The organism is Pseudarthrobacter sp. KH_020_B (assembly GCF_057840185.1).
The window spans coordinates 4,525,599-4,548,513 of record NZ_CM174506.1 but is presented as its reverse complement, the minus strand read 5'-3'; the positions used below and the strand labels follow the sequence as shown (position 1 = coordinate 4,548,513).

The 22,915-nt window shown below is 66.9% G+C and carries 20 protein-coding genes and 2 pseudogenes; 12 read left to right on the top strand and 10 right to left on the bottom strand.

Going from position 1 to position 22,915, the window contains the following annotated elements:
- The first annotated feature begins 99 nt into the window (after window positions 1–99).
- On the top strand, window positions 100–921 hold the full coding sequence (locus AC3IT0_RS21325; protein WP_489321632.1) for a DUF559 domain-containing protein: 822 nt from the start codon (window positions 100–102) through the stop codon (window positions 919–921).
- Window positions 922–1,088: 167 nt separating this feature from the next.
- On the opposite strand, the gene AC3IT0_RS21320 is transcribed toward AC3IT0_RS21325, so the two are convergent.
- From AC3IT0_RS21320 to AC3IT0_RS21305, 4 genes and pseudogenes are all read right to left on the bottom strand, one after another.
- Entirely contained in the window at window positions 1,089–2,081 is a 993-nt protein-coding gene (locus tag AC3IT0_RS21320; RefSeq protein ID WP_489323863.1) for a hypothetical protein, read from the bottom strand.
- Window positions 2,082–2,211: 130 nt separating this feature from the next.
- A complete protein-coding gene (locus tag AC3IT0_RS21315) occupies window positions 2,212–3,930 on the bottom strand; it encodes a helicase HerA-like domain-containing protein (RefSeq protein ID WP_489321631.1) in 1,719 nt (572 codons plus the stop codon).
- A 4-nt stretch (window positions 3,931–3,934) separates the two neighbouring features.
- Window positions 3,935–4,123 (bottom strand): annotated as a pseudogene (locus tag AC3IT0_RS21310) (GNAT family N-acetyltransferase); the annotation flags it as partial.
- A 303-nt stretch (window positions 4,124–4,426) separates the two neighbouring features.
- Window positions 4,427–5,581 (bottom strand): FAD-dependent oxidoreductase, encoded by a 1,155-nt coding sequence (locus tag AC3IT0_RS21305; RefSeq protein ID WP_489321630.1) that lies wholly within the window; start codon window positions 5,579–5,581, stop codon window positions 4,427–4,429.
- A gap of 166 nt (window positions 5,582–5,747) precedes the next feature.
- Between AC3IT0_RS21305 and AC3IT0_RS21300 the strand changes: the two genes are divergently transcribed.
- Together AC3IT0_RS21300 and AC3IT0_RS21295 are read left to right on the top strand one after the other, a co-directional pair.
- Entirely contained in the window at window positions 5,748–6,014 is a 267-nt protein-coding gene (locus tag AC3IT0_RS21300; RefSeq protein ID WP_489321629.1) for a methyltransferase domain-containing protein, read from the top strand.
- 27 nt (window positions 6,015–6,041) lie between these two features.
- A complete protein-coding gene (locus AC3IT0_RS21295; protein ID WP_489321628.1) occupies window positions 6,042–6,188 on the top strand; it encodes a hypothetical protein in 147 nt (48 codons plus the stop codon).
- Window positions 6,189–6,833: 645 nt separating this feature from the next.
- On the opposite strand, the gene AC3IT0_RS21290 is transcribed toward AC3IT0_RS21295, so the two are convergent.
- Entirely contained in the window at window positions 6,834–7,280 is a 447-nt protein-coding gene (locus tag AC3IT0_RS21290) for a MarR family winged helix-turn-helix transcriptional regulator (RefSeq protein WP_489321627.1), read from the bottom strand.
- Window positions 7,281–7,352: 72 nt separating this feature from the next.
- Between AC3IT0_RS21290 and AC3IT0_RS21285 the strand changes: the two genes are divergently transcribed.
- Window positions 7,353–7,949 (top strand): hypothetical protein, encoded by a 597-nt coding sequence (locus tag AC3IT0_RS21285; protein WP_489321626.1) that lies wholly within the window; start codon window positions 7,353–7,355, stop codon window positions 7,947–7,949.
- Window positions 7,950–7,995: 46 nt separating this feature from the next.
- Complete coding sequence (locus AC3IT0_RS21280; protein WP_489321625.1) at window positions 7,996–8,199, top strand: hypothetical protein; 204 nt, start codon at window positions 7,996–7,998, stop codon at window positions 8,197–8,199.
- A gap of 212 nt (window positions 8,200–8,411) precedes the next feature.
- Here the strand turns inward: AC3IT0_RS21280 and AC3IT0_RS21275 are convergent.
- A pseudogene (locus tag AC3IT0_RS21275) lies at window positions 8,412–9,396 on the bottom strand (ABC transporter substrate-binding protein).
- A gap of 275 nt (window positions 9,397–9,671) precedes the next feature.
- Here AC3IT0_RS21275 and AC3IT0_RS21270 point away from each other — a divergent pair.
- Complete coding sequence (locus AC3IT0_RS21270; RefSeq protein WP_489321624.1) at window positions 9,672–10,661, top strand: LLM class flavin-dependent oxidoreductase; 990 nt, start codon at window positions 9,672–9,674, stop codon at window positions 10,659–10,661.
- Between the two features lie 70 nt (window positions 10,662–10,731).
- On the opposite strand, the gene AC3IT0_RS21265 is transcribed toward AC3IT0_RS21270, so the two are convergent.
- Window positions 10,732–11,754, bottom strand: a complete 1,023-nt coding sequence (locus AC3IT0_RS21265) for a DUF808 domain-containing protein (RefSeq protein WP_489321623.1) — start codon at window positions 11,752–11,754, stop codon at window positions 10,732–10,734.
- A gap of 278 nt (window positions 11,755–12,032) precedes the next feature.
- Between AC3IT0_RS21265 and AC3IT0_RS21260 the strand changes: the two genes are divergently transcribed.
- The 6 genes from AC3IT0_RS21260 (at window position 12,033) to AC3IT0_RS21235 (ending at window position 20,341) form a co-directional block, all read left to right on the top strand.
- On the top strand, window positions 12,033–13,070 hold the full coding sequence (locus tag AC3IT0_RS21260; RefSeq protein WP_489321622.1) for a LacI family DNA-binding transcriptional regulator: 1,038 nt from the start codon (window positions 12,033–12,035) through the stop codon (window positions 13,068–13,070).
- 57 nt (window positions 13,071–13,127) lie between these two features.
- Complete coding sequence (locus AC3IT0_RS21255) at window positions 13,128–14,429, top strand: extracellular solute-binding protein (protein ID WP_489321621.1); 1,302 nt, start codon at window positions 13,128–13,130, stop codon at window positions 14,427–14,429.
- Window positions 14,430–14,441: 12 nt separating this feature from the next.
- Window positions 14,442–15,407 carry a carbohydrate ABC transporter permease gene (locus AC3IT0_RS21250; RefSeq protein ID WP_489321620.1) on the top strand — a complete coding sequence of 322 codons (966 nt, stop codon included), beginning with the start codon at window positions 14,442–14,444 and terminating at the stop codon, window positions 15,405–15,407.
- Window positions 15,408–15,410: 3 nt separating this feature from the next.
- Complete coding sequence (locus tag AC3IT0_RS21245) at window positions 15,411–16,343, top strand: carbohydrate ABC transporter permease (RefSeq protein ID WP_489321619.1); 933 nt, start codon at window positions 15,411–15,413, stop codon at window positions 16,341–16,343.
- A 3-nt stretch (window positions 16,344–16,346) separates the two neighbouring features.
- On the top strand, window positions 16,347–17,432 hold the full coding sequence (locus AC3IT0_RS21240) for a glycoside hydrolase family 130 protein (protein WP_489321618.1): 1,086 nt from the start codon (window positions 16,347–16,349) through the stop codon (window positions 17,430–17,432).
- A 269-nt stretch (window positions 17,433–17,701) separates the two neighbouring features.
- Window positions 17,702–20,341 (top strand): trehalase-like domain-containing protein, encoded by a 2,640-nt coding sequence (locus tag AC3IT0_RS21235; protein ID WP_489321617.1) that lies wholly within the window; start codon window positions 17,702–17,704, stop codon window positions 20,339–20,341.
- An 88-nt stretch (window positions 20,342–20,429) separates the two neighbouring features.
- Here the strand turns inward: AC3IT0_RS21235 and AC3IT0_RS21230 are convergent, their stop codons facing one another.
- The 3 genes from AC3IT0_RS21230 to AC3IT0_RS21220 all read right to left on the bottom strand — a co-directional run bounded on the left by AC3IT0_RS21230 (window position 20,430) and on the right by AC3IT0_RS21220 (window position 22,868).
- Complete coding sequence (locus tag AC3IT0_RS21230; protein ID WP_489321616.1) at window positions 20,430–21,356, bottom strand: AEC family transporter; 927 nt, start codon at window positions 21,354–21,356, stop codon at window positions 20,430–20,432.
- A 51-nt stretch (window positions 21,357–21,407) separates the two neighbouring features.
- Entirely contained in the window at window positions 21,408–21,833 is a 426-nt protein-coding gene (gene panD, locus AC3IT0_RS21225) for an aspartate 1-decarboxylase (RefSeq protein WP_489321615.1), read from the bottom strand.
- A 108-nt stretch (window positions 21,834–21,941) separates the two neighbouring features.
- Complete coding sequence (locus AC3IT0_RS21220; RefSeq protein ID WP_489321613.1) at window positions 21,942–22,868, bottom strand: LysR substrate-binding domain-containing protein; 927 nt, start codon at window positions 22,866–22,868, stop codon at window positions 21,942–21,944.
- Window positions 22,869–22,915: the final 47 nt, after the last annotated feature.

Below are 22,915 nucleotides of genomic sequence, written 5' to 3'. Positions count from 1 at the left end.
AGCCGCCGCCAAAAGCGTGCTGGGCGTGACGCCCGGGGTTTTTCCACATACGACGACGGCGGGATGCGGCCGTGCCCCTCGCGGCGGCAGCATGGCCACATGGATGTGCAGAAAGCCCTTCAACTGTGCGGCGGAGCAGCCAGGCGCCCCACTCTGGGCAGCCTTGGAGTCGATGATGCGACGTTGCGCCGGGCAGTCCGGGGCGGACAGCTCCTCCAGCCGGACCGTGGACTCTATGCCCTTCCGACGGCGCCGGCTGAGCTTGTGGGCCTGTTGCGTAACCGCCAACTCCTGACCTGTTCCAGCGCCGCTCCCCGCCATGGGTTGTGGTCACTGCCGTCCTCGGGCGCGCTGCATGTGCATCACCGCAGGGCCGATGCTGTCACCGGCAGCGGGATCCACCATGCCGGGCTGTTGCTGCCGCCGCAGCCCGACAGGCCCGTGGCCGCGCTGGCCGATGTCATCATCCACGCGCTGAGATGCCTGCCCTTTGCCGAGTCCTTGGTGATGGTGGAGTCTGCCGTTCGGCGGGGAGAAATGACCGTGGATTTTCTGCGCGCCAGGCTGCCGGGAAAGCGGAACGGCCCTGCGCGTGAGGTACTGCGGTGGGTGGACCGTGGTGCGGACTCGCTGCTGGAAACCCTGGCCCGGACCTACTTCCGGCAGGCCGGGATCCGCGTGGAAGCCCAGGCCTATCTTGAGCGTGTGGGCCAGGTTGATCTCCTCTTGGAAGGCTGGCTGGTGGTGGAGCTGGACGGCCGGCAGCATGCTGAGTGGACCCAGGTGAAGAAGGACCACCGCCGGAACAACGAGTCGGTGGTCCAGGGCTACACGGCGCTGCGGTACTACTACGCGGATGTTGTCTACTCGCCGGCGGACATGGTGGCGCAGGTCTTGTCAGTGCTGGCGCGGCGCCGGTAACGGCTCCCGTCACGCGGCCCTCCCGTCACGCAGGGCAGGCTTTTGGGCTGGCGGTGGCGGGAAAACCCCGGAAACTCAGGGGCTGCTGCGCGCAGGGGCAGCAAAAGCATGCTGTGCGTGACACTCCCCGAGCCTCAAGGTGCAGGTACCGGGCCAGGTGCAAGGCGCTAGTAGCTCAGGAGCGGGGTGACCCTGATGGTGTCGCCGGCGACGTCCAGTCGGGTGGTGAAGCTGAAGTCCACCTCTTCGTTGAGCGGGAACCAGGCGCCCGTGAACGAACTCTGCTGGACCGCCTCCACCTTGGCCTTCCCGTCAAGGGGAGCAACCACCCAGCGGCCGTCAAAGGGCTCGATGGAGATCTCCGGATACTCCGTGATGGACCACCTGATGGTGCCGTCGTCCACGTTGTTGGTGCTGGCGAAGTAGAAGGGGCAGTCCGGCTGCAGCTTTTGCTGCTTTACGGCTTCGGCGGCGCAGGTGTCCAGAAACTCCTGCACCTTCGCGCCCACATCCTTCCGCAGCTGGTCGGTGGCCTCGGTCAGCAGGTTCAACGGAGCCGCGGGGACATCGCGGGTCGTCACCGTGGCGCGTGTGGCGGGCGCGGCGAAGTATTCACCGTTCAGGGAGGCTTCGTATTCGCCCGGATAGAACACGGCGAACGAGTTCCTGCCTTGGGGCATATTCACCGGGACGCCGTTGAGATTGGCTTCGCTGGCGTTCACCACCGTCAGGCCCACCGTGGGCAGCCGCGACGGCAGAAACGCCCACGTGTTAAAGAACAGCCATTCCGTGCCGGTCTTCTCCAGCACGAAATCGGTGCGCAGCCTGCTGCCGTCGATCGTGTACTGCACGGGCACCATGACCTGGTTGCCTGCGCGTTCCTCGGCATCGCCGATGGTGACGTTCGCCAGCCGGGACGAGGCCGTCTGCAGCGCTGTGCCGTCGAGCATGGCGGCGTTGCTGGGCGGCACCGTGGCACGCAGCAGGCCCAGCGCCTTGCCGCCGTCACCCTCGCGGAGGGCGTCCAGATACTCCCGGACAGGCTGCTGTGGACTCGCCACCGTATTGTTCACCACGTTGACCCCAACGATGGCCGCGGCCACGGCAAGCATGAGGCCAAGCAGCCACCCTGCTGCCATCCTCACCAACGCCTGACTCATCTGCACGTCACTTACGTTACCTGCAAGCCCGCTGAACACAGGTGTCGCCGCCGCCCCGTGTAGCGCGGTGCGGCGGCTTTCCTGAGGCCCGACGGCGGGAAGTCCAGGGCGGGACATCGTCCGGTTTTGCCTACCGGCGGCGCCGGGACGAGGTGCCGAAGACGCCGCGGAGCAGCTCCCGGCCAAGCTGCGTGCCCAGGGAACGGACCATGCTCTTCAGCCCGCCGCCCAGTGCCCCGCCGAGTGCTCCGGCGAGGTCGCCCACCATTCCGCCGCCGGCAGGGGCCGCGGGCTCCGGTGCGCGCCGCGAGGGCGCATCCCCAGCCGAACGGTCCGGGGCCGGCGCGGGACGGCTGCTGGGCCGGCCCAGGATTTCCTCCTCGATCCTGCGGGCCTCGGCGTCGACGTCGGCCTGTCCGGAAGCTGACGGCCCCGGCACACCGGCGCCGGCCGGAACCGGGGGCTGACCCGGCGCGGCTCCGCCGGTGGGCGCAGCGGCCTTGCCGGTGAGTTTCTCGTACGCGGAGACGTTGTCCACTGCGGTCCCGTACTTGGCGAGCAGGGCGGACCCGCCCACGGTGCTTTTGATGAGCTCGTCGGTGCTGGGGCCCATGACGGACTCCGGGGCGCGCAGGCGGGTGTGGGCAACCGGCGTCGGGGCGCCCCTCTCATTCATGACGGTAACGACGGCCTCGCCGATGCCCGCGGACGTGAGGGTTTCCTCGAGGTCGTAGTCGCTGACCGGGAACGTGGAGACCGTGGCTTTCAGGGCCTTGGCGTCCTCGGGGGTGAAGGCGCGGAGGGCGTGCTGGATGCGGTTGGCCAGCTGCCCCAGGACATCGGCGGGGACGTCCTTGGGGGTCTGGGTGACGAAGAAGATCCCCACACCCTTGGACCGGATCAGCCGGACGGTGGTGGTGATGGCGTTCAGGAAGGCCTTGGATGCGCCATTGAACAGAAGGTGGGCCTCATCGAGGAAGAATACCAGCTTGGGCTTATCGAGGTCGCCGGCCTCGGGGAGGTCCTCGAACAGGTCCGCCAGCAGCCACATCAGGAAGGTCGAGAACAGCATCGGCTTGGTCTGCAGTGTGGGCAGCTCCAGGCAGGTGATGACGCCGCGCCCGTCCGGGGCGGTCCGGAGTAGCTCGGCCGTGTCGAACTCAGGCTCGCCGAAGAACCTTTCCAGGCCCTGCGCTTCGAGGTTCACGAGCTCGCGGAGGATGACGCCGGCGGTGGCCTTGGACAGGCCGCCCAGCTCCTCCAGCTCGTCCTTGCCTTCGTCCGAGGTGAGGAACTGGATGACGGCGCGGAGGTCCTTGAGGTCGATCAGCTCAAGGTTGTTTTTGTCCGCAAAGTGGAAGACCAGCTGCAGGCTGGATTCCTGGGTGTCGTTGAGCTCCATCACGCGCGAGAGCAGGATGGGGCCAAACGAGGTGATGGTGGCACGGACCGGAATGCCGTTGCCGTCGCCGCCCAGGGCCAGGAACTCCACCGGGAACGTCTTTCCGGCCCAGGCCTGCCCGATGCTGTCGGTGCGCGCCTTCAGCTTCTCGCTGCCGGCGGCTGCCGTGGCCAGGCCGGACAGGTCACCCTTGATGTCCGCGAGGAATACCGGAACTCCGGCCGCGGAGAGCTGCTCGGCCATCATGTGGAGCGTGACGGTCTTGCCGGTGCCGGTGGCGCCGGCCACCAGGCCGTGCCTGTTCATCATGGACAGCGGCAGGCGGACCTGGGCTTCCTTGTGGAGTTCGCCGTCGACAATGGCGGCGCCCAACTCGATGGTGGCACCTTCCAGGGTGTAGCCCTTCTGGATGGTGGCGAGCTTTTCAGCAGTGGTTTTGTTGGCCATGCCGCTAGCTTAGCGGGGCGGCCGGGAGATTCTTGGTGAACGCGAGCGACCCGATTAATTCCGGATCCTGGTCCAGGTCGAACTGGGGCTCATATCCCGTGGTGAGGTAGAGGTCCTTGGCTTCGGGCTGGCGCGGACCTGTGGTCAGGAAGATGCGACGGTAGCCCCGGCGGGCCGCCAGCGACTCCAGCTTCGGTGCCGCCGGTGATATTGGCGGCCTGCCTCAACCCCTCAATGCGAACGTTGTCGAATCCGGATGCTACGCCAAGGCCGATCTCGGTGTTGCCGAAACGGTTCCTGGCCGCACCGCGGAGTCGGAAATCGGCCAGTACGCCGAGGGTGACTACGGTACAGACGGGACGGTGAGCCCGTTGCGCAAGGCGGCAGCGGAACGGCCGGCGCCACCGGTCCCGGACGGTAAGTGCTGAGGCGCAGCCAACCGGCGGGGTTCGGAAACGTCGCCAGTCCCGGATGCCGGGTGGCGCCGGGCCAGAGATCACGATGCGGTGCCGCCCCGGCCGAGTACGGTGCGGCTGACGAGGGGGCTGATTCCCGGGACGCGGATGAGGCGCAGGAACATCCGGCGCATCCACAGCCCCCTGCGGTTTGCCGGTACGAACCAGCTGGCGGCTGCCTTGCCGGCGCGCTGGTGGTCGGCCACGACCGGGCGCCACCGTGCCTCGAAGGCGTCCAGGGCCGCGGACATCTCCGGGTGCCGGTCCAGTTCCTCGGCCAGGGCCAGGGCGCCGGCCACCGCCAGCGAGGCGCCTTGGCCGGCCAGAAGGGATACGGCTGCCGCGGCGTCGCCCAGGAGGACCACACGACCGCGGTGCCATGCGGGCATCCGGATCTGGGCCACCTGGTCGTAGTAGAACCGTTCCGGGCAGTGCTCCAGGGCCGGACCGGCCAGGTCCCCAAGGTCCCGGTACCTGTGCCTGAATTCGGCCTGGGGGTTGGCCGGGCGGGCGGGGGTGTCGGTGCGGTGTACGCCGAGCACGGACACGGACCCGTCCCGGAGCCTGTAGAAGAAGAGCGCCCGGCCGGGGGTGTCGGTGGCGGTGTAGTGGTTGGCGGGCACCGCGTCGGCCCGTGCGTCGCGGAAGCTGAAGGCCCCGACGTGGAAGCCCAGGAAGGTGAAGTAGTCAGCTTCCGGCCCGAAGACCAAAGCGCGGGTCTGTGAGTGGATTCCGTCCGCGCCGATCAGCAGATCGGCCTCAAGGTTCCTGCCGTCGGTGAGCCCCACACGGACGCGGTCCGCCCGTTGCTCAACGGCTGCAATGCCGGCTGAGAACACCAGCTCCGCCGTTGGCGGCAGGGCCTCGCGCAGGGCCAGTTCCAGATCGGGGCGCAGGATGCTGACCAGGTTGCCGTCCATCATCGACGCGAAGCTGCCGACGTCCAGGTGGGCCCGGCTCCGGCCCTTGGCGTCCACGTAGTCCAGCCGGGCCACGAGGTAGCCGAGCTCCCTGAGCCGGGGCAGCACGCCGAGCTTTCCTGCGGCCTCGAAGCCAGGACCGAAGAAATCGATCATGTATCCCTCCTGCCGGGGTCCGTCGGCGCGTTCGAGGACCGTCACGGCCCACCCCCGGGCGGCCAGGAAACTGGCTGCGGACAGTCCGGCAATGCCCGCTCCCGCGATGATGGCCTTCATGTCCTGCTCCCTTCAGCCGGCACTGTTCTCGCGACTGCGTGCTTCGCGAACGGCTTTGCGCGTTGCACTGTGGTCGGCATCCCGTCGCCGCGCACGTCAACCCGCCACGAGCCAAAGGTTAATAACAAGCTCAGGCGGAGCGTAGGTCAAGGAGGTCTACCGGGCGGTGGCGCAGAACCCCACCGGCAAATACCACTTCAAGGTAGAACGGAATCTTGCCGAGCAGTTGGGCTACCCGCCGAGGTTCCTTGACGCGATCCCGGCTGGCGCCGTCGAATCCTTTGCCGGTGTCGGGTACTTCTTCGATCTGGCGGACCTCTTGCCCGGAGAAAAGGTCTTGGACCTGGGCTCCGGGTCCGGCATGGACGTCTTCGCCGCCGCCGTTGAGGTGGGCGAGGGTGGCCAAGTGGTGGGCCTTGACATGACGGAGTAACAGCTCGAAAAGGCCGAGGGCCTCAGAATGAACGCCGGTTTTCCCCATGTCACTTTCACCCACGGCCTCGAACGGCTAAGGAGGAACCCCTACGAGTTCCTCTCCGACAGCGCCCGTACTGCGACCACGAAGTACGGCGCCATGAGCCTCTCCTTCCTTGCACGCACCCGCTGACGCCAAACGCACAGGTACGGCAATGACCGGCACGACTGAGCTTGTTATTCAACCTTTGGCTCGTGGCGGGTTGACGTGCGCAGCGTGTTGACGGGACCAACGCGGCCGTCGTCTCCGATGCTTCTTGTTATCAGGCAAGGAAGCACCGGAACGGCGGCCGCATCATGATTATCGACGACGTGACACCATCACCGCTACCCGGCGACAAGACTCACCTAAAGTGCTCGCGAAACGGGGTGCATGCCCTCACTTGATAAGTGCTCGCGAAATGCCGGCCACTGCCCGGGCGCTGCGGTGGCTTGGCGGATGGGTCAGTCATTGACGATGAGTGGGCGCCGGGAGATCACGAAGAAGCAGGGCCTGGAGTACTCGCGGGCGGGCAAGAAACGCGAGGGTGAGATCCTGGACCCGCTGGCCGCGACGACGGGCTTGCCCGAACGTCTTGAGTCGTTCGAATTGCCGTCGATCGTCCGGTTTCGGCTATAGCTGATCGTCCTTCAAATTGGGCACGTGAGGGTTCGTGCTTCGCGCGCCACGTCCAGGGCCCAGCCTGCGGGCGCGGCTGCATGCGGGTCTCGAAGGCCGACGGGTCCCAGACCACCGACCTCCAACGCGATGCGCCGCTCGCCGCCGGCCTGCGGGTGTTCAGGCGCCCGTGGCCTGGTGGAGCAGGCGCGCAAGCGTCGCCTGCTCGTCCGGGGTGAGTCTTGCCAGTTGGGGTGGCGGGGCGAACAGTTCGTCCTGCACGGTCCGGAGTACCTGACGGCCCAGCCCGGTCAGCACGATGGTCTTGACCCGCCGATCCGTGGGGTCAGGACGACGCTCGGCCACGCCGGCCCGCTCGAGGTCGTCGACGAGACTGGTCGCGTAGGATGCGTCGCAGTTCATGGCCGCTGCGAGGTCTCGCATCGGGCGGGGCTCGTCCGGATCGATCGCGAGGATCGCGCGAAGGCCCGCTTGGGAAACACCCACCTTCGCCGCGACCTCGGACCAGCGCCAGCGCTGGTCCAGGACCAGGGCCATCAGCCCCTGCCACGCCTCTCGGATGTCATCGTGCTCGGGCTTGGGCTCGGTGGGAGTGGTGTCTGGCACGACCTGATCCTACCGGAAACTAAATCTTTGTCAACCATTGACAACACACAATGATTGACTGATCCTAAGGATATGACAACGAAGATGGCACCGGCGCTGGAAGCGGACACGCACGACGTCGGCGGCTCGAGGCATCCGGTGCCCTCGGCGGCCGGCTGGTATCGGGCCGTCCGCCTCACCGCACGCACATCAGCACTGCTCTTTTCGGCCGCGCAACTCACCCAGGGTCCAGGGCCCCGGGCAGCCCGCATCACGCGCGCGGCATACCTGGCCTTCATGGCGGCCCACGCGGTGCACTTCGCCGTGGTGGCGCGGTACGCAGTCGTCAACCAGGGGCGCAACCTGTTCCCTGGCGGGCGCAGCCTGGCCGATGCTGGCGGCTGGCCGACCGTCCTGGGCATCTTCAGCGCCTTCGCGGGTTTGGCGCTGACCGGCTGGGCGGGCCGCAGCCCGGCAGCAGATGCCCGCCCGGCGCGCCGGGCGGCCGGCCAGGTGGCCACCTCCGTCATCGCGGCCATGTTCGTCGGCACCTACGTGGGCCAACTCCGCTGGTCGCGATGGTACGCCGCACCCGCGGCACTCGTCGCGGCCTCCACAATCGCCGGATGGACTCATAGCCAGGGTCGGACTTGGCGGCGCACAATTGGGACGAAAGGCCCCGACGACTGAGCAGTTCTCCTAGAGTCTTCCTGAGGAAGTGAAATAGATGACGGGCATGCAATCAGCGATCGAGATCAGGCGGCCGGTCGAGGCCGTGTACGGCTTCTTCCTCGACCTCGAGCGAAGCATCATCGCGACTGACCCGACGGTGGAGTTAGTCGTCAAGACAACGGAGGGGCCGTTCGGCCCCGGGACCACATTTCGCCTCGCGCAGCACCCCGCCGCCGAGCCTTGGCCGTGGAAGACCGGCTCGAGATAGAAGTGCTCAATCCACACGGAGTCAGGTTCCGGACGCATCACGACCGCGCGGAGCTCGGCGATCCACGCGGCGTCGGAAGCCAGGCTGGGACGAAGGGAGGAGGCGGCACTCACCGGACCATTTAACCCACAAATGCATTGATTGCTCCGTGCCGGCCCTTTTGAGGTCCCAAAAGGGCGGCTACGGAGCAATCGATGCATTCGTTGGCGGGCCTACTTCTTGGGCAGGCCGGCCGGGTTCAGTTCGGAGGTCTTGATGGCCTCCGAGGACAGGCCCCACCGGTCCAGAATCTCGGCGTAGCTGCCATTCCCGATCAGCTGGTTGAGGGCAGCCTGGGCAGCCACGGCCAGGCCGTTGCCCTTCTGCGTGGTGAAGGAGATTTCGGCGGTCAGCGGCCAGCCACCGTTGAGCGTGCCCGCTTCCTTGGTCTTGCCGTCCTTCGCGGCCTTGTAGGCCGCCCCGGCGTTGGGCCCGAACGTCAGGTCCGCACGGCCGGACTGGAGTGCCAGCGTGGAGGCGGAGTCGTCGTCGCAATACTGGAACTCAACCGGCGCGAGCCCCTTGGCCTTGTTCTCCTCGTCCCAGCGCACCAGGATCGCTTCCTGGTTGGTGCCCCGAGCCGACGATGATGCGCTTGCTGGCAACGTCCTTGGCTTCCTTGATCTCGCCGATGGTGGAATCGGTCTTGGCGTAGAAGCCCAGGAGGTCGTTGCGGTAGCTGGCGAAGTCGAACTTCTCCTTGCGGGTCTCGGTGACGGTGACGTTGGAGAGCACGGCCTCGTACTTGCCGGATTCAACGCCCAGCGGCCAGTCGGCCCAGGCCACAGGCAGCACCTCGACTGTCAGCCCCAGCGTCTCGCCCACCGCATAAGCGATGTCCACTTCGCTGCCGATAAGTGTCTTGTTGTCAGTGGCGAACAGGCTCAGCGGGGCCGTGCCGCCGGTACTGACCACGGTCAGTTTGCCGTCGGCCTTGATGGCGTCGGGCACCAGCGCGGCAGCCTTCTGATCCACGGTCACCTTGACGCGGTTCTGCTCCGGGGCCAGGTTGAACGTCTTGCCTGCCGCGCTCGCCGTAGAGCCCGACGACGGTGCTGTCGCCGCCGTCGCGCCCGGGTCCGAGCAGGCGGCCAGCGCCAGGAGGGTGACTGCTGCGAGTGCTGCGCCGGCAGCCTGCCTTGTCTTGATTTTCGCCATGGTTTCCCCTTGCACGTTGCTGATTTTCGGAACGGAACGGTGTTCTTGGCAGCAACTATCCGGGAGCGCGGGTGCGGGATCAAAGACTGCCGAAACGGTGCGATACCGGGAGAAACGGCAGTTCACCGGGCGACCGCGGCGGTCACAAACGGGGTCGTGGGGCACCCCGCCGCAGCCCGCAGAAATAACCCGGGCGCCGCCGTCGTTGTCCACAGTGTGCCCGCCGCGACCCGGCCGGCTACCCCCACGCAACGCATTGAAAGGCCGGCACCGACGTGACGCTTCCCCTCTCCATCCTTGACCTGGCAACAATCGGCAAAGGCCAGACGGCGGCGGAGAGCTTCGCGGGCAGCGTGGCCATGGCACAGCGCGCAGAGGAGCTTGGCTACCGGCGGATCTGGTACGCCGAGCACCACAACATGTCCGCCATCGCGTCGTCGGCCACCAGCGTCCTGATCGCCCACGTGGCCGCGCACACCAAGACCATCAGGCTCGGCGCCGGCGGAATCATGCTGCCCAACCACTCGCCGCTGACCATCGCCGAGCAGTTCGGCACGCTGGAAACGCTGCACCCGGGTCGGATCGACCTTGGCCTGGGCCGCGCCCCCGGCAGCGACCAGAACACCATGCGCGCGCTGCGCCGGGACCCCATGTCCGCGGATACGTTCCCGCAGGACGTCCTGGAACTGCAGGGCTACCTCACCGGTCCCACGCGGATCCAGGGCGTGGAGGCCACCCCCGGCAAGGGCACCAACGTGCCGCTGTACATCCTGGGTTCGTCGCTGTTCGGAGCGCGCCTGGCTGCCCAGCTGGGCCTGCCGTACGCGTTCGCCTCGCATTTCGCGCCCAACGCGCTGCAGGACGCTGTGGCCGTCTACCGCCGTGAGTTCAAGCCGTCTGCCCAGCTGGACGCTCCGCACGTGATCGCCGGCGTCAACGTGGTTGCCGCCGATTCCGCCGCCGAAGCGCAGGCGGCATTCCGGGCCACACTCCGCGCCCGCGTCGGGCTGTTCTTTGGCGGCGGGCGTGAGTTCACCGACGACGAGGCGGACATGATCCTGGACTCCCCGCAGGGCCAGCACGTCTCGCAGATGATGACGTACTCCGCCATCGGCACCCCGGACGTAGTGCTCGACTACCTGGACGGGTTCGCCAAGCACTCCGACGCCGACGAACTGATCGTGGCGCACCAGAACACCGGCACCGAGGCCAGGATCCGCTCCGTGGAGCTGCTGGCGGAGGTTGCCGGGCTGGCCCGGGTCTAGTCCCGCCGTCGTACGTCAAAAGCGTGCCCTGCGTGACGCGATTTGCAGCGGACAGGGCTGTAGGTACGAGCTAAGAGGAGGGATCGACGTGACGTTTCGTCGGCCGATAGCCGGCGACTGCGGCACGGATGTCGCCCTCCTCGTGGCCGCTTTTCTTTTTGCCGAACGGGAGCACTTTGAGCAGCGGACCCACGATAGCCATAACGACGAGGCCCCAGGCGAGTCCGAGGACGGCGGAGCACAAGGTGTTCACGAGCCAGGCCAGGAAGCCGCCCACCACCGCGATCTCCGCGAAGGGGTGCTCGAGGACATGGACGAAGTCATAGGGCGCGTGCCAGCCGAGGTCGTATGCTCCCTGCAGCATGATGTGGCCACCAACCCAAAGCATGGCGATCGTCCCGATCAGGGTGATTGCGGCCAGCACGGCGGGCATCCCCTTGACGAGCAGCCCGCCGACGCGCTGGGAGCCCGCGGAGTCCTTGGCTGCCAGGTGCAGGCCGATGTCGTCCATCTTGACAATGAGAGCGACGGCACCGTAAACGAGCACCGTGATCACGAGCGCTACGGCGACCAGGATGAGCGCCCGGACCCACAAGGACTCACCGGTCACCTCATACATCGAGATGACCATGATCTCGCAGGACAGGATGAAGTCGGTGGTGATGGCGCCCTTGGTGACCTTAGCCTCTGCCTCGGGGCCCCGTTCGACCGCCGGCGCCTTTTCGTCCGAGTGGTCTCCGCGGAGCTTGTGCCAGACCTTCTCGGCGCCCTCGTAGCAAAGGTACGTACCGCCCAGCATAAGGATGAACGGGATGGCCCACGGGACGAAGGCACTGACCAGCAGCAGGGCCGGCAGGATGATCAGCAGTTTGTTCCGGAGCGAGCCCCAGAAGATCCGCTTAATCATCGGCAGTTCGCGGGACGGGTCCGCCCCGGACACGTACTGCGGGGTGACCGCGGCGTCGTCGATCACCACGCCGGCTGCCTTGGCCCCAGCCTTGGCGGCCCCGGCAGCGATGTCGTCCACTGAGGCGGCCGCTATGCGGGCCAGGGCTGCGATGTCGTCCAGCAGGGCGACGAGACCGCCGCTCACAGCTCGCCCTCGTGCTTGAGGGCGGACGGCTGGGCGTGGATGCCTCGGTCGAGGCGCGTGATTGGCATGCTCCGAGTCTATGGCGGCGGGCAGCCTATCGAGAATGCCTGTTACTGGAAACGTGGCGCCGGCTTGGACCAGGGCGGCGAGATGAGCCGCGGAGCGCCCTCACAAGTTAGGCCCCCTTGACAATGCTTTACTGAACCGGTTTAGTAAAGGTTACTGAACCGGTTCAGTGGCGCGAGTCACGGGACCCGCAACCTGAAGGGCCCCACATCATGGCAGTAACCATCAGCGACGTCGCCCACGCGGCCGGCGTCAGCAAGGGTGCTGTCTCGTATGCGCTCAACGGCCAGCCCGGCGTCAGCGACGCCACCCGGGGCCGGATCCTGCGGGTCGCCAAAGAGCTTGGCTGGAAGCCGAGCCTCCGCGCCAAGGGCCTGTCCTCCGCGAAGGCCTACGCTTTGGGCCTGGTAGTGGCCCGCGATCCCAAGCTCCTCGGTACGGACCCGTTCTTCCCGGCGTTCATTGCCGGCATCGAGACCACCCTGGCCGAGCACGATTACACGCTGGTCCTGAGCGTTGCCACCGCCCCCGGCGCCGAAGAGCGGGCCTACCGCAAACTGGCCGACGGCGGCCGCGTGGACGGCGTGATCCTGACCGATGTGCGGCACAAGGATTCCCGGATCAGCCTGCTGCGCGAGCTCAAGCTGCCGGCGGTGACGCTCAACAGGCCGGATTCGGACTCACCCTTCCCCGCGGTGTCCATGGATGACACAGATGGCATCAAGGCCGCCGTCGAACACCTGATCGCCCTGGGGCACGTCCGGATCGGCCATGTGGGCGGTGCCCAGGAATACATCCACGGCCGCAGCCGCCGCCAGGCCTGGGAATCGGCCATGGCAGCTGCCGGTCTGGCGGCGGACCTGTTCGCCGAGGCAGACTTCACGGCCCCCGGGGGAGTGGCCGCCACCGCGGAACTGCTCCGCCGGCCGGACCGCCCCACCGCGATTGTCTATGCGAACGACCTCATGGCCACGTCCGGCCAGTCCTTCGCCCAGTCCCAGGGACTGAGCGTCCCGGGTGACCTGTCCGTCACCGGCTACGACAACGCCGAGTTCACCCAATACCTCAACCCGCCCCTCACGACCATCTCCACCGACCCCATGCGCTGGGGCAGAGTTGCCGCGCAGGCCCTCCTGGACCAGCTCAACGGCACGCACTCCGGTGAGGACACGGACCTGCAGGCACCGTCCCTGCTGGTCCGCGGCTCCACCGGCCCCGCCCCATCCGTAACCCCAAAACCAGCCACCTAGCCAGCCCCACACCAACCCGCAGCAGATCCCCACCGGGACCAGCACCAAGGAGTCGCAATGAAGCGCTTTACCAAGGCCACGCGAATATTGTCAGTAGCCGCCCTGACCGTCATGGGGGCGGGCCTGGCTGCCTGCGGCGGCGGCGGAGGGGGTGGCGACGGAGGCTCCGCCACCACCGCCAAGGGCCCCATCAAGATCTGGTACTCCAACAACGAGTTCGAGGTTAAGTGGGGCAAGTCCATGGTGGAATCCTGGAATGCCGCACACCCGGAGGAGAAGATCGAGGCGCAGGAGATCCCTGCCGGCAAGAGCTCCGAAGAGGTCATCGGCGCCGCCATCACCGCGGGCAACGCTCCCTGCCTGGTCTTCAACACCGCGCCTGTGGCCGTTCCGCAGTTCCAGAAGCAGGGCGGTCTGGTGGCCCTGGATGAATTCCCGGACGGGCTCCAGTACATCAAGGACCGCACGGGTGACCTGGCGGACCAGTACAAGTCCTCGGACGGCAAGATGTACCAGCTGCCCTGGAAGTCCAATCCCGTAGTCCTCTTCTACAACAAGGACACGTTCGCCAAGGCAGGGCTGGATCCGGAGAACCCGAAGCTGGGATCCCACCAGGAACTGCTGGACACCGCCCGGACCCTGGTGTCCTCGGGTGCTGCCACCAACGCCATCTGGCCGTCACCGGCCAGTGACTTCTTCCAGTCCTGGTTCGACTTCTACTCCTTCTACGCCGCCAACTCCGACGGCACCCCGCTGGTGAAGGACGGCAAGGCCACGTTCGACAGCGCGGAGGGCAAGCAGGTAGCCACCATGTTCGAGACCCTCTACAAGGAGAACCTCGCCTCCAAGGAGGTCTACCAGGGCGACTCCTTCGCCGAGGGCAAAGCGGCCATGTCGATGGCCGGTCCGTGGGCCATCGCGGCCTACAAGGACAAGGTGAACTGGGGCGCAGTCCCGGTCCCGGCTGCCACGGCCAAGGCTGATACCTCAACCTTCTCCGACGCCAAGAACGTGGCCATGTACTCCGCGTGCGAGAACCAGGGCACGGCCTGGGAGGTCATGAAGTTCGCCACCGGCGAGGAGCAGGACGGCAAGCTGCTGACCGACACCGGCCAGATGCCCATGCGCAAGGACCTGCCCACGGTCTACGCGGACTACTTCGCCAAGAACCCGGCCTACACCCAGTTCGCCGAGCAGGCAGCGCGGACCGTGGAGGTCCCCAACGTCGCCAACTCGGTTGAAGTCTGGCAGACCTTCCGCACCGCCTACGCCAAGGCCGTGATCTTCGGGAACGAAAGCATCGACACCGCGTTCAAGGGCGCGGCGGACAAGATCAACCAACTGGTAGCCCAGAAGTAGCGGTGACCCCCAATGTCGCTCCGCTCTTCTAGTGGGAACCCCGTCACGGGGAAACCGGCTGGTGGAACGGCGGACCGGCGGCTGGTGCCCAGGAAGCGTAAGAACTTCCTGGGCCCCCAGCCGCTGGGCCTGCTGTTCAGCGCCCCTTACGTCATCTACATCCTGGCCGTCCTGGCGTTTCCCCTCGGCTACGCCGTCTACATTTCCTTCCACGATTTCTTCTTCACAGCACCGCGGGTCAAGGTGGAGCGGCCGTTCGTGGGGTTCGAGAACTACATCACCGTCCTGTCGGACCCCGCAGTCCAGCGCTCGTTCCTGAATATCCTCGTCTTCCTAGTCATCAACGTCCCGCTCACGGTGGGCCTGTCCCTGCTCCTGGCCAACGCGCTGAACCGCGTGACCCGGCTCAAGACGTTCTTCCGCCTCAGCTACTACGTCCCGTACGTGACGGCGAGCGTCGCCGTCGTCGGGGTCTGGCTGTTCCTTTTCCAGCAAAACGGGCTCCTGAACGCGCTGCTGGGGCCCCTGGCCCCAACCCCGTCCTGGCTGGTGAATTCATGGCTGGCCATGCCCACCGTGGCCCTGTACGTGACGTGGAAACAGCTGGGTTTCTTCATCCTGCTCTACCTCGCGGCGCTGCAGAACATCCCCGATGAGCTGTACGAATCAGCGGCCGTGGACGGCGGCAACAAGTGGGTCCAGTTCTGGAACATCACCGTTCCCGGCGTCCGGCCCGCCAGCGTCCTGGTCACGCTGCTGGCCACCATCACCGGCGCGAACCTCTTCACCGAACCGTACCTGCTGACCGGCGGCGGCGGTCCGGACGGGGCCTCGGCCTCTCCGGTGTTCATCATGTACCAGCGGGGCATCCTGCAGGGCAATCCCGACGTCGCGGCCGCGCTGGGCGTGGTGCTGGTGATCGGCGTCCTGCTGATCGCCCTGATCCAGAAACGCCTCGTGGGCGGGAAGGAGGACTGAGAAATGTCCGTCACCAACGCACAAAACGCGAAGAACGACGACGACGCCGGCCGGCTCCCGAAGCAACCGGAGCCCGCCCTGCGTCCCGACTCGGGCGTCGAAAAGCGCCGCAACCTGGGCGTGGCCAGCTTCATCCTGCTGGGCGTGGGCGCCTTCGTGTTCCTCTTCCCGTTCTATTACATGCTCATCGGTTCGCTGCAGACTGCCCCGGACACGTCGATTTTCGGCGCGTTTCCGAACCCGGCCAACATCACCGGCGCCAACTATGTGCAGATCAACGAGTCCATCAACCTGTTCCGCGGCCTGCTCAACTCCGGCATCTTCACCGGCGGTGTCATCCTCTTCACGGTGATTTTCGGGCTGCTGGTGGGCTATGCCCTGGCGCAGATGAAGTTCCGCGGCCGCGGCGTGGTGTTCGGCATGATGCTGCTGGTCCAGATGATCCCGTTCCAGCTGCTGCTCATCCCGCTCTACGTCATGATCGTCCGCGACTACGGCCTCGCGGACAGCTACCTGGGCATGATCCTGCCGTTCGCCATCAACTCCACGGCGGTGTTTGTGTTCCGCCAGTACTTCCTCCAACTGCCCTCAACCCTGTTTGAGGCGGCCCGGATCGATGGCGCCTCGGAACTGCGGATCCTGTGGCAGATCGCCATCCCGCTGGTCCGTCCGGCCATCGTCACCGCCGTGCTGCTGACCTTCATCGGCCCATGGAACGAATTCCTGTGGCCGTTCCTGGTCACCAAGGAGCAGTCCCTCCAGCCCCTGGCCGTGTCACTGGCCAACTTCATCTCCAACATCGCCGGCCAGGCCGGTAACCCGTTCGGCGCCATCCTCGCCGGTGCCTGCGTCCTGGCGGCCCCCGCCGTCGCACTCTTCATTTTCTTCCAGCGCCAGTTCATTTCCACCAATATCGGTTCCAGCGTAAAGGGCTAATCCATGACTTCCCCCCACACTTCCGTACTCCCCACTGTCCCCTTCACCCTCACCCGCGCCGGCGTCATCATGACCCCAGAGCCCGGCAACGACTTCGAGGCCGAGGGCGTCCTCAACCCCGCCAGCGGCCGCGGCCCGGACGGCGAGCTGTACCTGCTGCCACGGCTGGTGGCCACGGGCAACGTGTCCCGCGTGGGCCTCGCCAAAGTGGTCATCAACGACGACGGCGTGCCCACCGGCGTGGAGCGCGAAGGCGTGGTCCTGGCCCCTGACGAGGGCTGGGAACGCGGCATGAACAACGCCGGTACCGAGGATCCGCGCACCACCTGGGTGCCCGCCCTTGGCAAGCACCTCATGACCTACGTGGCCTATGGCCCCCTGGGTCCCCGCCTCGCCTTCGCCCACTCCGAGGACCTCCGGACCTGGGAACGCCTAGGCCCCTGCTTCTTCGAGTACCAGGCAGACCTCTCCATGGACCTGAACCTGTTTCCCAACAAGGACGCGGTGTTCTTCCCGGAGCCGGTGAACGATCCCGACGGCGTGCCCTCCTACGCCATGCTGCACCGCCCCATGTGGGACCTGGGCTGGATCCGTCCCGGCGAAGGAGAACACCTGCCCGCCGGCGTCACGGACAACCGCCCCGGCATCTGGATCTCCTACGTGGCCGTGGCCGACGTCGAGCGCGACCTGCGCAACCTGGTCCACATGGGCAAGCACCGCCTGGTGGCCCTCAGCGAATTCCCGTTCGAGGAGCTGAAGATCGGCGGCGGCCCGCCCCCCATCAGCGTGGACGAAGGCTGGCTCCTGATCCACCACGGCGTTGCCGGAAAGATGGCCGCCTCGGCCTTCGACCAGCAGCAGAACGTCAACTACACCGCGGCGGCCATGATCCTGTCCGCGGAGGACCCGTCCAAGGTCATCGCCCGCAGCGACAAGCCTTTGTTGGCGCCCGAAACCGAGGACGAGATCTCGGGGATCGTCCCGAACGTGGTGTTCCCCACCGCGATCGAAAAAATCGGCGACCAGCTGTTTGTGTTCTACGGGATGGCGGACTCCAAAATCGGCGTGGCCAAACTGGACCGGGTCTGACGTTAGTGACGCCCGCCGTCACGCACGGCAGCTTTTGGAAAGCACGACGGCGCCCTGCCGCGGATCTGCGCGGTGGGGCGCCGTCGTCGGGCGTCAAAGCCTGCGCTGCGTGACACGACGTGACGTGAGGCCGGCGGCGGAGGGCGGGCCCGCCGTCGGACTTTACACGGTGGCAATAGCCGGGACATTCAGGCGAAACCGCCCGGCGGAAACATGGTGTGCGGACCCTCCGGCCTTTCCGGGCCAGGCTCTGCTGAAGGAGTGCACGCATGGCTACCCCGTTGAGCCAGAGTGTGGCGGATTCCGCCCTGCTGACCAGGTCGCTGCCGCTGGGCCTGCTGCGGACCGTCATCCAGTCGGACCTGGCGGACGAGGGTTTCACCCCCACCCTCCTGGCCGAACTGAAGGTCCTGGCGCGCGTTCCCGGGCTGCTGGTGGCCTGCAATTACGGCGGAACACTGTGCGATGCGGAGGGAATCTCCACCGAGACGCTGCCCCTGGGGAACGCTGCGATCGCGCTCCGCGCCCTGGCCGCCCTGCCCAACACCCATGCCGCCGTCATTTCAGGGCGCTCGCTGCGTGACCTCGCCGCGGTGTCACGGCTGCCCGCGGAGGTGCATCTGATCGGATCGCACGGCGCGGAGTCGGACATGGCCTTCGCCCACGTCCAGGACCTCGCCACAGAAGCCACGCTCCACAAGGTGAGCACCGCACTTTCTGAGACCGTGGGTTTCCAGGAGGGCATCTGGATCGAGCGGAAGCCAGTGGCCGTGTCCGTGCACACCCGGCCGGCCTCGCCGGAGGTGGTGCAGGCGGTGACGGAATCGGCGCGGGAGATCGCCAAGGCCCATGGGCTGTTCTTCATCGTGGACGGGTCGGTCCTGGACCTCTCGGTGCTGGAACCGGCCAAGGCGGACGCCCTGGAAACCCTCCGGTCCCGGCTGGGCGCCGGTGCCGCGTTGTACGCCGGCGACGCCTACAGCGACGAACTGGCCATCGCCACGCTCCGCGGCCCGGACCTGGGGTTGCGCGTGGGCCCGGGGGAGACCCGTGCGCCCCACCGGCTGCGGGACCCGGAATCCTTCGCCCGCGTCCTGGCCCTCCTGTTCGAGCTGCGGCGGGCATGGCTTTTCGGCGAGGACGCGGTAGGGCTCGAACGCCACACGATGATCGGCAACGGATCCTCCACCGCTTTGGTCACGCCGGATGCCAAGGTCTGCTGGATGAGCCACCCGCTCCCGGATTCAGGGTCGCTGTTCGCCCACATCCTGGGCGGCGACGCCGCCGGGCACTTTTCCGTCGAGCCGCTCAAGGCCTCGCAGGTGCTGGGCCAGCGCTACGTGGACAGCACGATGATCGTGGAGACACGCTGGGCGGACGTGACCGTCACGGACTATCTGGAGCCGGCGCCGGAGGGGATCACCAGCCTGGTCCGGGTGCTCTCCGGCACCGGCGGCGCCAAGATCGTCTTCGCGCCCCGGCCGGACTACGCCAACGCGCCGTTCAGCATGGAGGCCCGCGGCGATGAACTCCATGTGGTGGGAACTTCCGAACCCATCTTCCTTTTTGCCCCGGGCGTCAGTTTCACCATCACCTCGGACGGCCTCCACGCCACCGCCACCGCTTCGGTCAACCTCCAGGACGGGCCGGTGGTCCTCAACCTGCGCTGCGGCGACACCGAGCCCGCGCTGGCGGACCCCGGCGGGGAGACCGGCCGGCGGGCGGGGGTGGCGCTCCACTCCCGCCGCTGGGTGCAGGAACTGGAGCTGCCATCGGTGAAGCCATCGCTGGTCCGCCGCTCAGCGCTGGTCCTCCGCGCCCTCGTGCACGAGCCCACCGGTGCCGTGCTGGCCGCGCCCACCACCTCGCTGCCCGAGGGAATCGGCGGCACCCGGAACTGGGATTACCGCTACTGCTGGCTGCGGGACGGGTCCATGACGGTGAACGCGCTGGTGGACCTGGGCTCAACAGCTGAGGCGGCCGGGTTCCTCAGCTGGCTGGGCCGGATCCTTGAACATGCGCCGGGCCCGGAGTGGCTGCATCCCCTGTACTCCGTGACGGGGGCGCCGCTGTCCACGGAGGCCGTCATCGACAGCCTGCCCGGGTATGCGGGGTCCCGGCCGGTCCGGATCGGCAACGCCGCGGACCACCAGGTCCAGCTGGATGTCTTCGGGCCGGTGGCTGAACTGATCCACGGCGTCAGCTCGCGGAATGGTGGCCTCAAGGATTGCCACTGGGACCTGTTGGTGCAGATGGCGGCCGCCGTGCTGGTCCGGTGGCATGAGCCTGACCACGGCATCTGGGAAGCCCGGCGTCCCCCTCGGCACCATGTCTACACCAAGGTGATGTGCTGGGTGACGCTGGACCGTGCACTCCGGACCGCCGCCCGGCACGGCAGGGCGCCGGATCCGTCGTGGGAACCGACGGCCCGGACCATCCGGGAGGAGGTCCTGCGCGAAGGCTGGGACGATTCGGCGCGGTCCTACACGGTGGCCTACGACAGCCCCGACCTGGATGCAGCCGTGCTGCACATCGGGCTCTCCGGCCTGCTGGATGTCACCGACCAGCGGTTCCTGGACACCGTCACCGCCGTGGAACGGGAACTGCGGGTGGGCCCCACCGTGTTCCGGTACAGGTACGACGACGGCCTGCCGGGATTGGAGGGCGGCTTCCACATCTGCACCACCTGGCTGATCGAGGCGTACGTTGCGGTAGGCAGGATCGAGGAGGCCTGGGACCTGTTCGACCAGCTGGTGAACCTTTTCGGCCCCACCGGCCTGCTGCCCGAGGAATACGATCCCGGCACGGAGACGCACCTGGGGAACCATCCGCAGGCCTACTCGCACCTGGGGTTCATCCGCTGCGCCCGGATCCTGGACCGGCACAAACCCGAGGCCAAAAGGCCCTGACCCGGCGCGAACGTACACTTGAGGCCCAGCTGGGAGGGGCCTCAACTGTCCGTTCGCGCTGGTTTGTCCGCCGGGCGCAAGCCGCTCGTCAGTTGAGCAGCAGCGCCACGCCGATCATGGCGGGTACCGCCACCACCGTGGTGATCAGGACGGTGTCCTTGGCCACGGTGATGCCGGTCTGGTAGCGGCTGGCCGCAACAAAGACGTTCTGCGCCGTGGGGAGGGACGCCACCACCACGGCCGCGAACAGGGCAGGGCCTTCGACGCCGAGGGCAAAGCGGGCAAAAACGTAGGCGATGGCGGGCTGGACCACAAGTTTGAAGGCGCTGGCCAGAAGGGTGTCCACGCGCCGGCCGGCCGCGGCCTGCAATGGCCTGCTGCCGTTCAGGCTCATGCCGAAAGCGATCAGCATGGCCGGAATCGCGGCACCGCCGATGAGGTGGATCGGCTCCAGGAGCAGCGGCGGAACCTCCCAGCCCGTCCCTGCCACCAGCAGGCCCAGGCCGGAGCCAACAATCATCGGGTTCCGCAGGATCATCAGGATGAAGCCCCAGGGCGTGGTGCGGTGTGAGCTGGTGCTGGCGTCCAGGATCATCAGGAAAATGGGTGTGAAGAACGCCAGTTGGAAGATCAGCAGCGGCGCCACGTACCTGGCGTCGCCCAGAACATATACCGCGATGGGAATACCAAGGTTCGCGGAGTTGGCCAGGGAAGCGGCCATCGAGGACATCAGCGCTTCCGGCAGCGCGCGCTTCAGGACGAACTTCACGATGCTGAAGAAGACAAGGGCGGTGCAGACGGCGGACACCGCCGTGACCAGCAACGGTTCCGCGAAGACTTCCCTCAGCTGCGCCTTGCTGAGCGTCTCGAAGAGGAGGGCAGGGCTGGCCACAAAGAAGGTCAGGCCGCTGAGGACCTGGCGGGCGTTGTCGCCCAGGATCCGTTGGCGGCCCACAAACCAGCCCACCATGATGATGAACCAGACAACAAAGAAGCCCTGCAGCACGCCTACCAAGAAAAGCCTCCCAGGCTGCGGCGGCGGTGTCTGCCCGGACTCACGCTCCGGCTACAGGGCGGCGTTGTTAAGGGCGAACGGCGGACGCATTAGGCCCGGTGTGTGGCACTCGGCGGGGTCGTTTCCGATCTGGACAATCTTGTTGTCCTGATCCACATGGATAACCTTCGGCGCGTAGGCATTGGCCTCTTCCGTGGTCATCTGGGCATAGGTGATCAGGATGACGATGTCGTTCTCGTGCATCAGGTGCGCGGCTGCCCCGTTGATGCCAATGACACCGGAGCCCCGCTCGCCGGCGATGGTGTAGGTCTCCAGGCGCGCACCGTTGGTCACGTCCACGATTGCCACGAGCTCGCCGGGAAGGATATCGGCAGCATCCAGCAGGTCCAGGTCAACGGTGACCGATCCTACGTAGTGCAGGTCGGCATGCGTGACGGTGGCCCGGTGGATTTTGGACTTGAACATTGTGCGATTCATAACTTGCCAAGTCTAGCGCCGGCACCCCGATCGCGCTGTGACGCACTAAACACGGCACCGGAGGGCGTTTCCCCCACCTGACCGGCAGGTGCCCGGGCCATCCGGCACCTAACTGGATGCGCCGCCGTCGTCCGTCCTTGCTACCGAGGTGGCGGTGGCGGCCAGCGTCTCGCGGGCGGCGAGGATGGCGGGCCGCTGCGCGCCGGAGCGGCGCACCGACGTGAACACGGTCCGGTGCGGATTGCCCGGCAGGTCCAGCAGCCGGGCGGTGGTGCCGCGGCCGGTCCAGACGAGGTCCGGCATCAGTGCCACGGCATTTCCGGACTCGATCAGCCTGATCTGCGCCTGGAGATCGGCTGTTTCGAAGCGCACATCGGGCTCGAACCCGGCACTCCGGCACGCCTGCTCCGCCCAGTGCCGGGAGGCCGCGCCGCGGGGCTCCATCACCCAGGGCAGCTCGGCAGTATCCTCCAGCGACGTGATGGGCGGCCGGCCGGGAGCCGCCGGCGGAACGGCCAGCCGTATCGCGTCGGTGGTCAGCTTGATGCGGTCCAGTTCCGGGTACCGCGGGGCGGCGTGGCCCGGATACTGTTCGGCGATGACCAGGTCAAAATCGCGCGCCCATGTCTCATGAAGGGCCGTTTCGGGTTCACGCTGGATCATTTCGATCCGGACCTCCGGATACTCCGCAGCCATCCGCGAGAGCGTGTCCGGCATCAGTGCCAGGGCCGCGGACTGGAACACCGCAATCCGGACCGTTCCCGTGACAGTGGTCAGCGACGCCGCCAGGTCCGCCTCTGCCTGCTCCATGGTTTCGAGGAGCTGGGCGGTGTGGGCCACCAGGACTTCGGCCTGCGGCGTCAGCTGCACGCGCCGCCCCGTTTTCCGGAGCAGTTCCACGCCCACTTCCTTTTCCAGCAGGGCAAGCTGCTGGGAGACCGACGACGGGCTGTACTGGAGTGCCTCCGCCACCTCCGCCAGCGTGCCCCGGATCTTCAGTTCGCGGAGAAGCCGCAGGCGCCGGACATCGAGCATGGCCACATTCCTTGATGAATCTAATGAATATTGGTTAGAAGTAGTCA

Excerpts from the sequence above, each read along its gene's own strand:
- AC3IT0_RS21295 (WP_489321628.1), top strand. The coding sequence starts at position 6,042 with ATGAACGCCGGTTTTCCCCATGTCACTTTCACCCACGGCCTCGAACGG.
- AC3IT0_RS21220 (WP_489321613.1), bottom strand. The coding sequence starts at position 22,868 with ATGCTCGATGTCCGGCGCCTGCGGCTTCTCCGCGAACTGAAGATCCGG.
- AC3IT0_RS21280 (WP_489321625.1), top strand. The coding sequence starts at position 7,996 with ATGCAATCAGCGATCGAGATCAGGCGGCCGGTCGAGGCCGTGTACGGC.
- AC3IT0_RS21245 (WP_489321619.1), top strand. The coding sequence starts at position 15,411 with ATGTCCGTCACCAACGCACAAAACGCGAAGAACGACGACGACGCCGGC.
- AC3IT0_RS21235 (WP_489321617.1), top strand. The coding sequence starts at position 17,702 with ATGGCTACCCCGTTGAGCCAGAGTGTGGCGGATTCCGCCCTGCTGACC.
- AC3IT0_RS21315 (WP_489321631.1), bottom strand. The coding sequence starts at position 3,930 with ATGGCCAACAAAACCACTGCTGAAAAGCTCGCCACCATCCAGAAGGGC.
- AC3IT0_RS21250 (WP_489321620.1), top strand. The coding sequence starts at position 14,442 with ATGTCGCTCCGCTCTTCTAGTGGGAACCCCGTCACGGGGAAACCGGCT.
- panD (WP_489321615.1), bottom strand. The coding sequence starts at position 21,833 with ATGAATCGCACAATGTTCAAGTCCAAAATCCACCGGGCCACCGTCACG.
- AC3IT0_RS21260 (WP_489321622.1), top strand. The coding sequence starts at position 12,033 with ATGGCAGTAACCATCAGCGACGTCGCCCACGCGGCCGGCGTCAGCAAG.
- AC3IT0_RS21255 (WP_489321621.1), top strand. The coding sequence starts at position 13,128 with ATGAAGCGCTTTACCAAGGCCACGCGAATATTGTCAGTAGCCGCCCTG.
- AC3IT0_RS21325 (WP_489321632.1), top strand. The coding sequence starts at position 100 with ATGGATGTGCAGAAAGCCCTTCAACTGTGCGGCGGAGCAGCCAGGCGC.
- AC3IT0_RS21240 (WP_489321618.1), top strand. The coding sequence starts at position 16,347 with ATGACTTCCCCCCACACTTCCGTACTCCCCACTGTCCCCTTCACCCTC.
- AC3IT0_RS21305 (WP_489321630.1), bottom strand. The coding sequence starts at position 5,581 with ATGAAGGCCATCATCGCGGGAGCGGGCATTGCCGGACTGTCCGCAGCC.
- AC3IT0_RS21320 (WP_489323863.1), bottom strand. The coding sequence starts at position 2,081 with ATGAGTCAGGCGTTGGTGAGGATGGCAGCAGGGTGGCTGCTTGGCCTC.
- AC3IT0_RS21285 (WP_489321626.1), top strand. The coding sequence starts at position 7,353 with ATGACAACGAAGATGGCACCGGCGCTGGAAGCGGACACGCACGACGTC.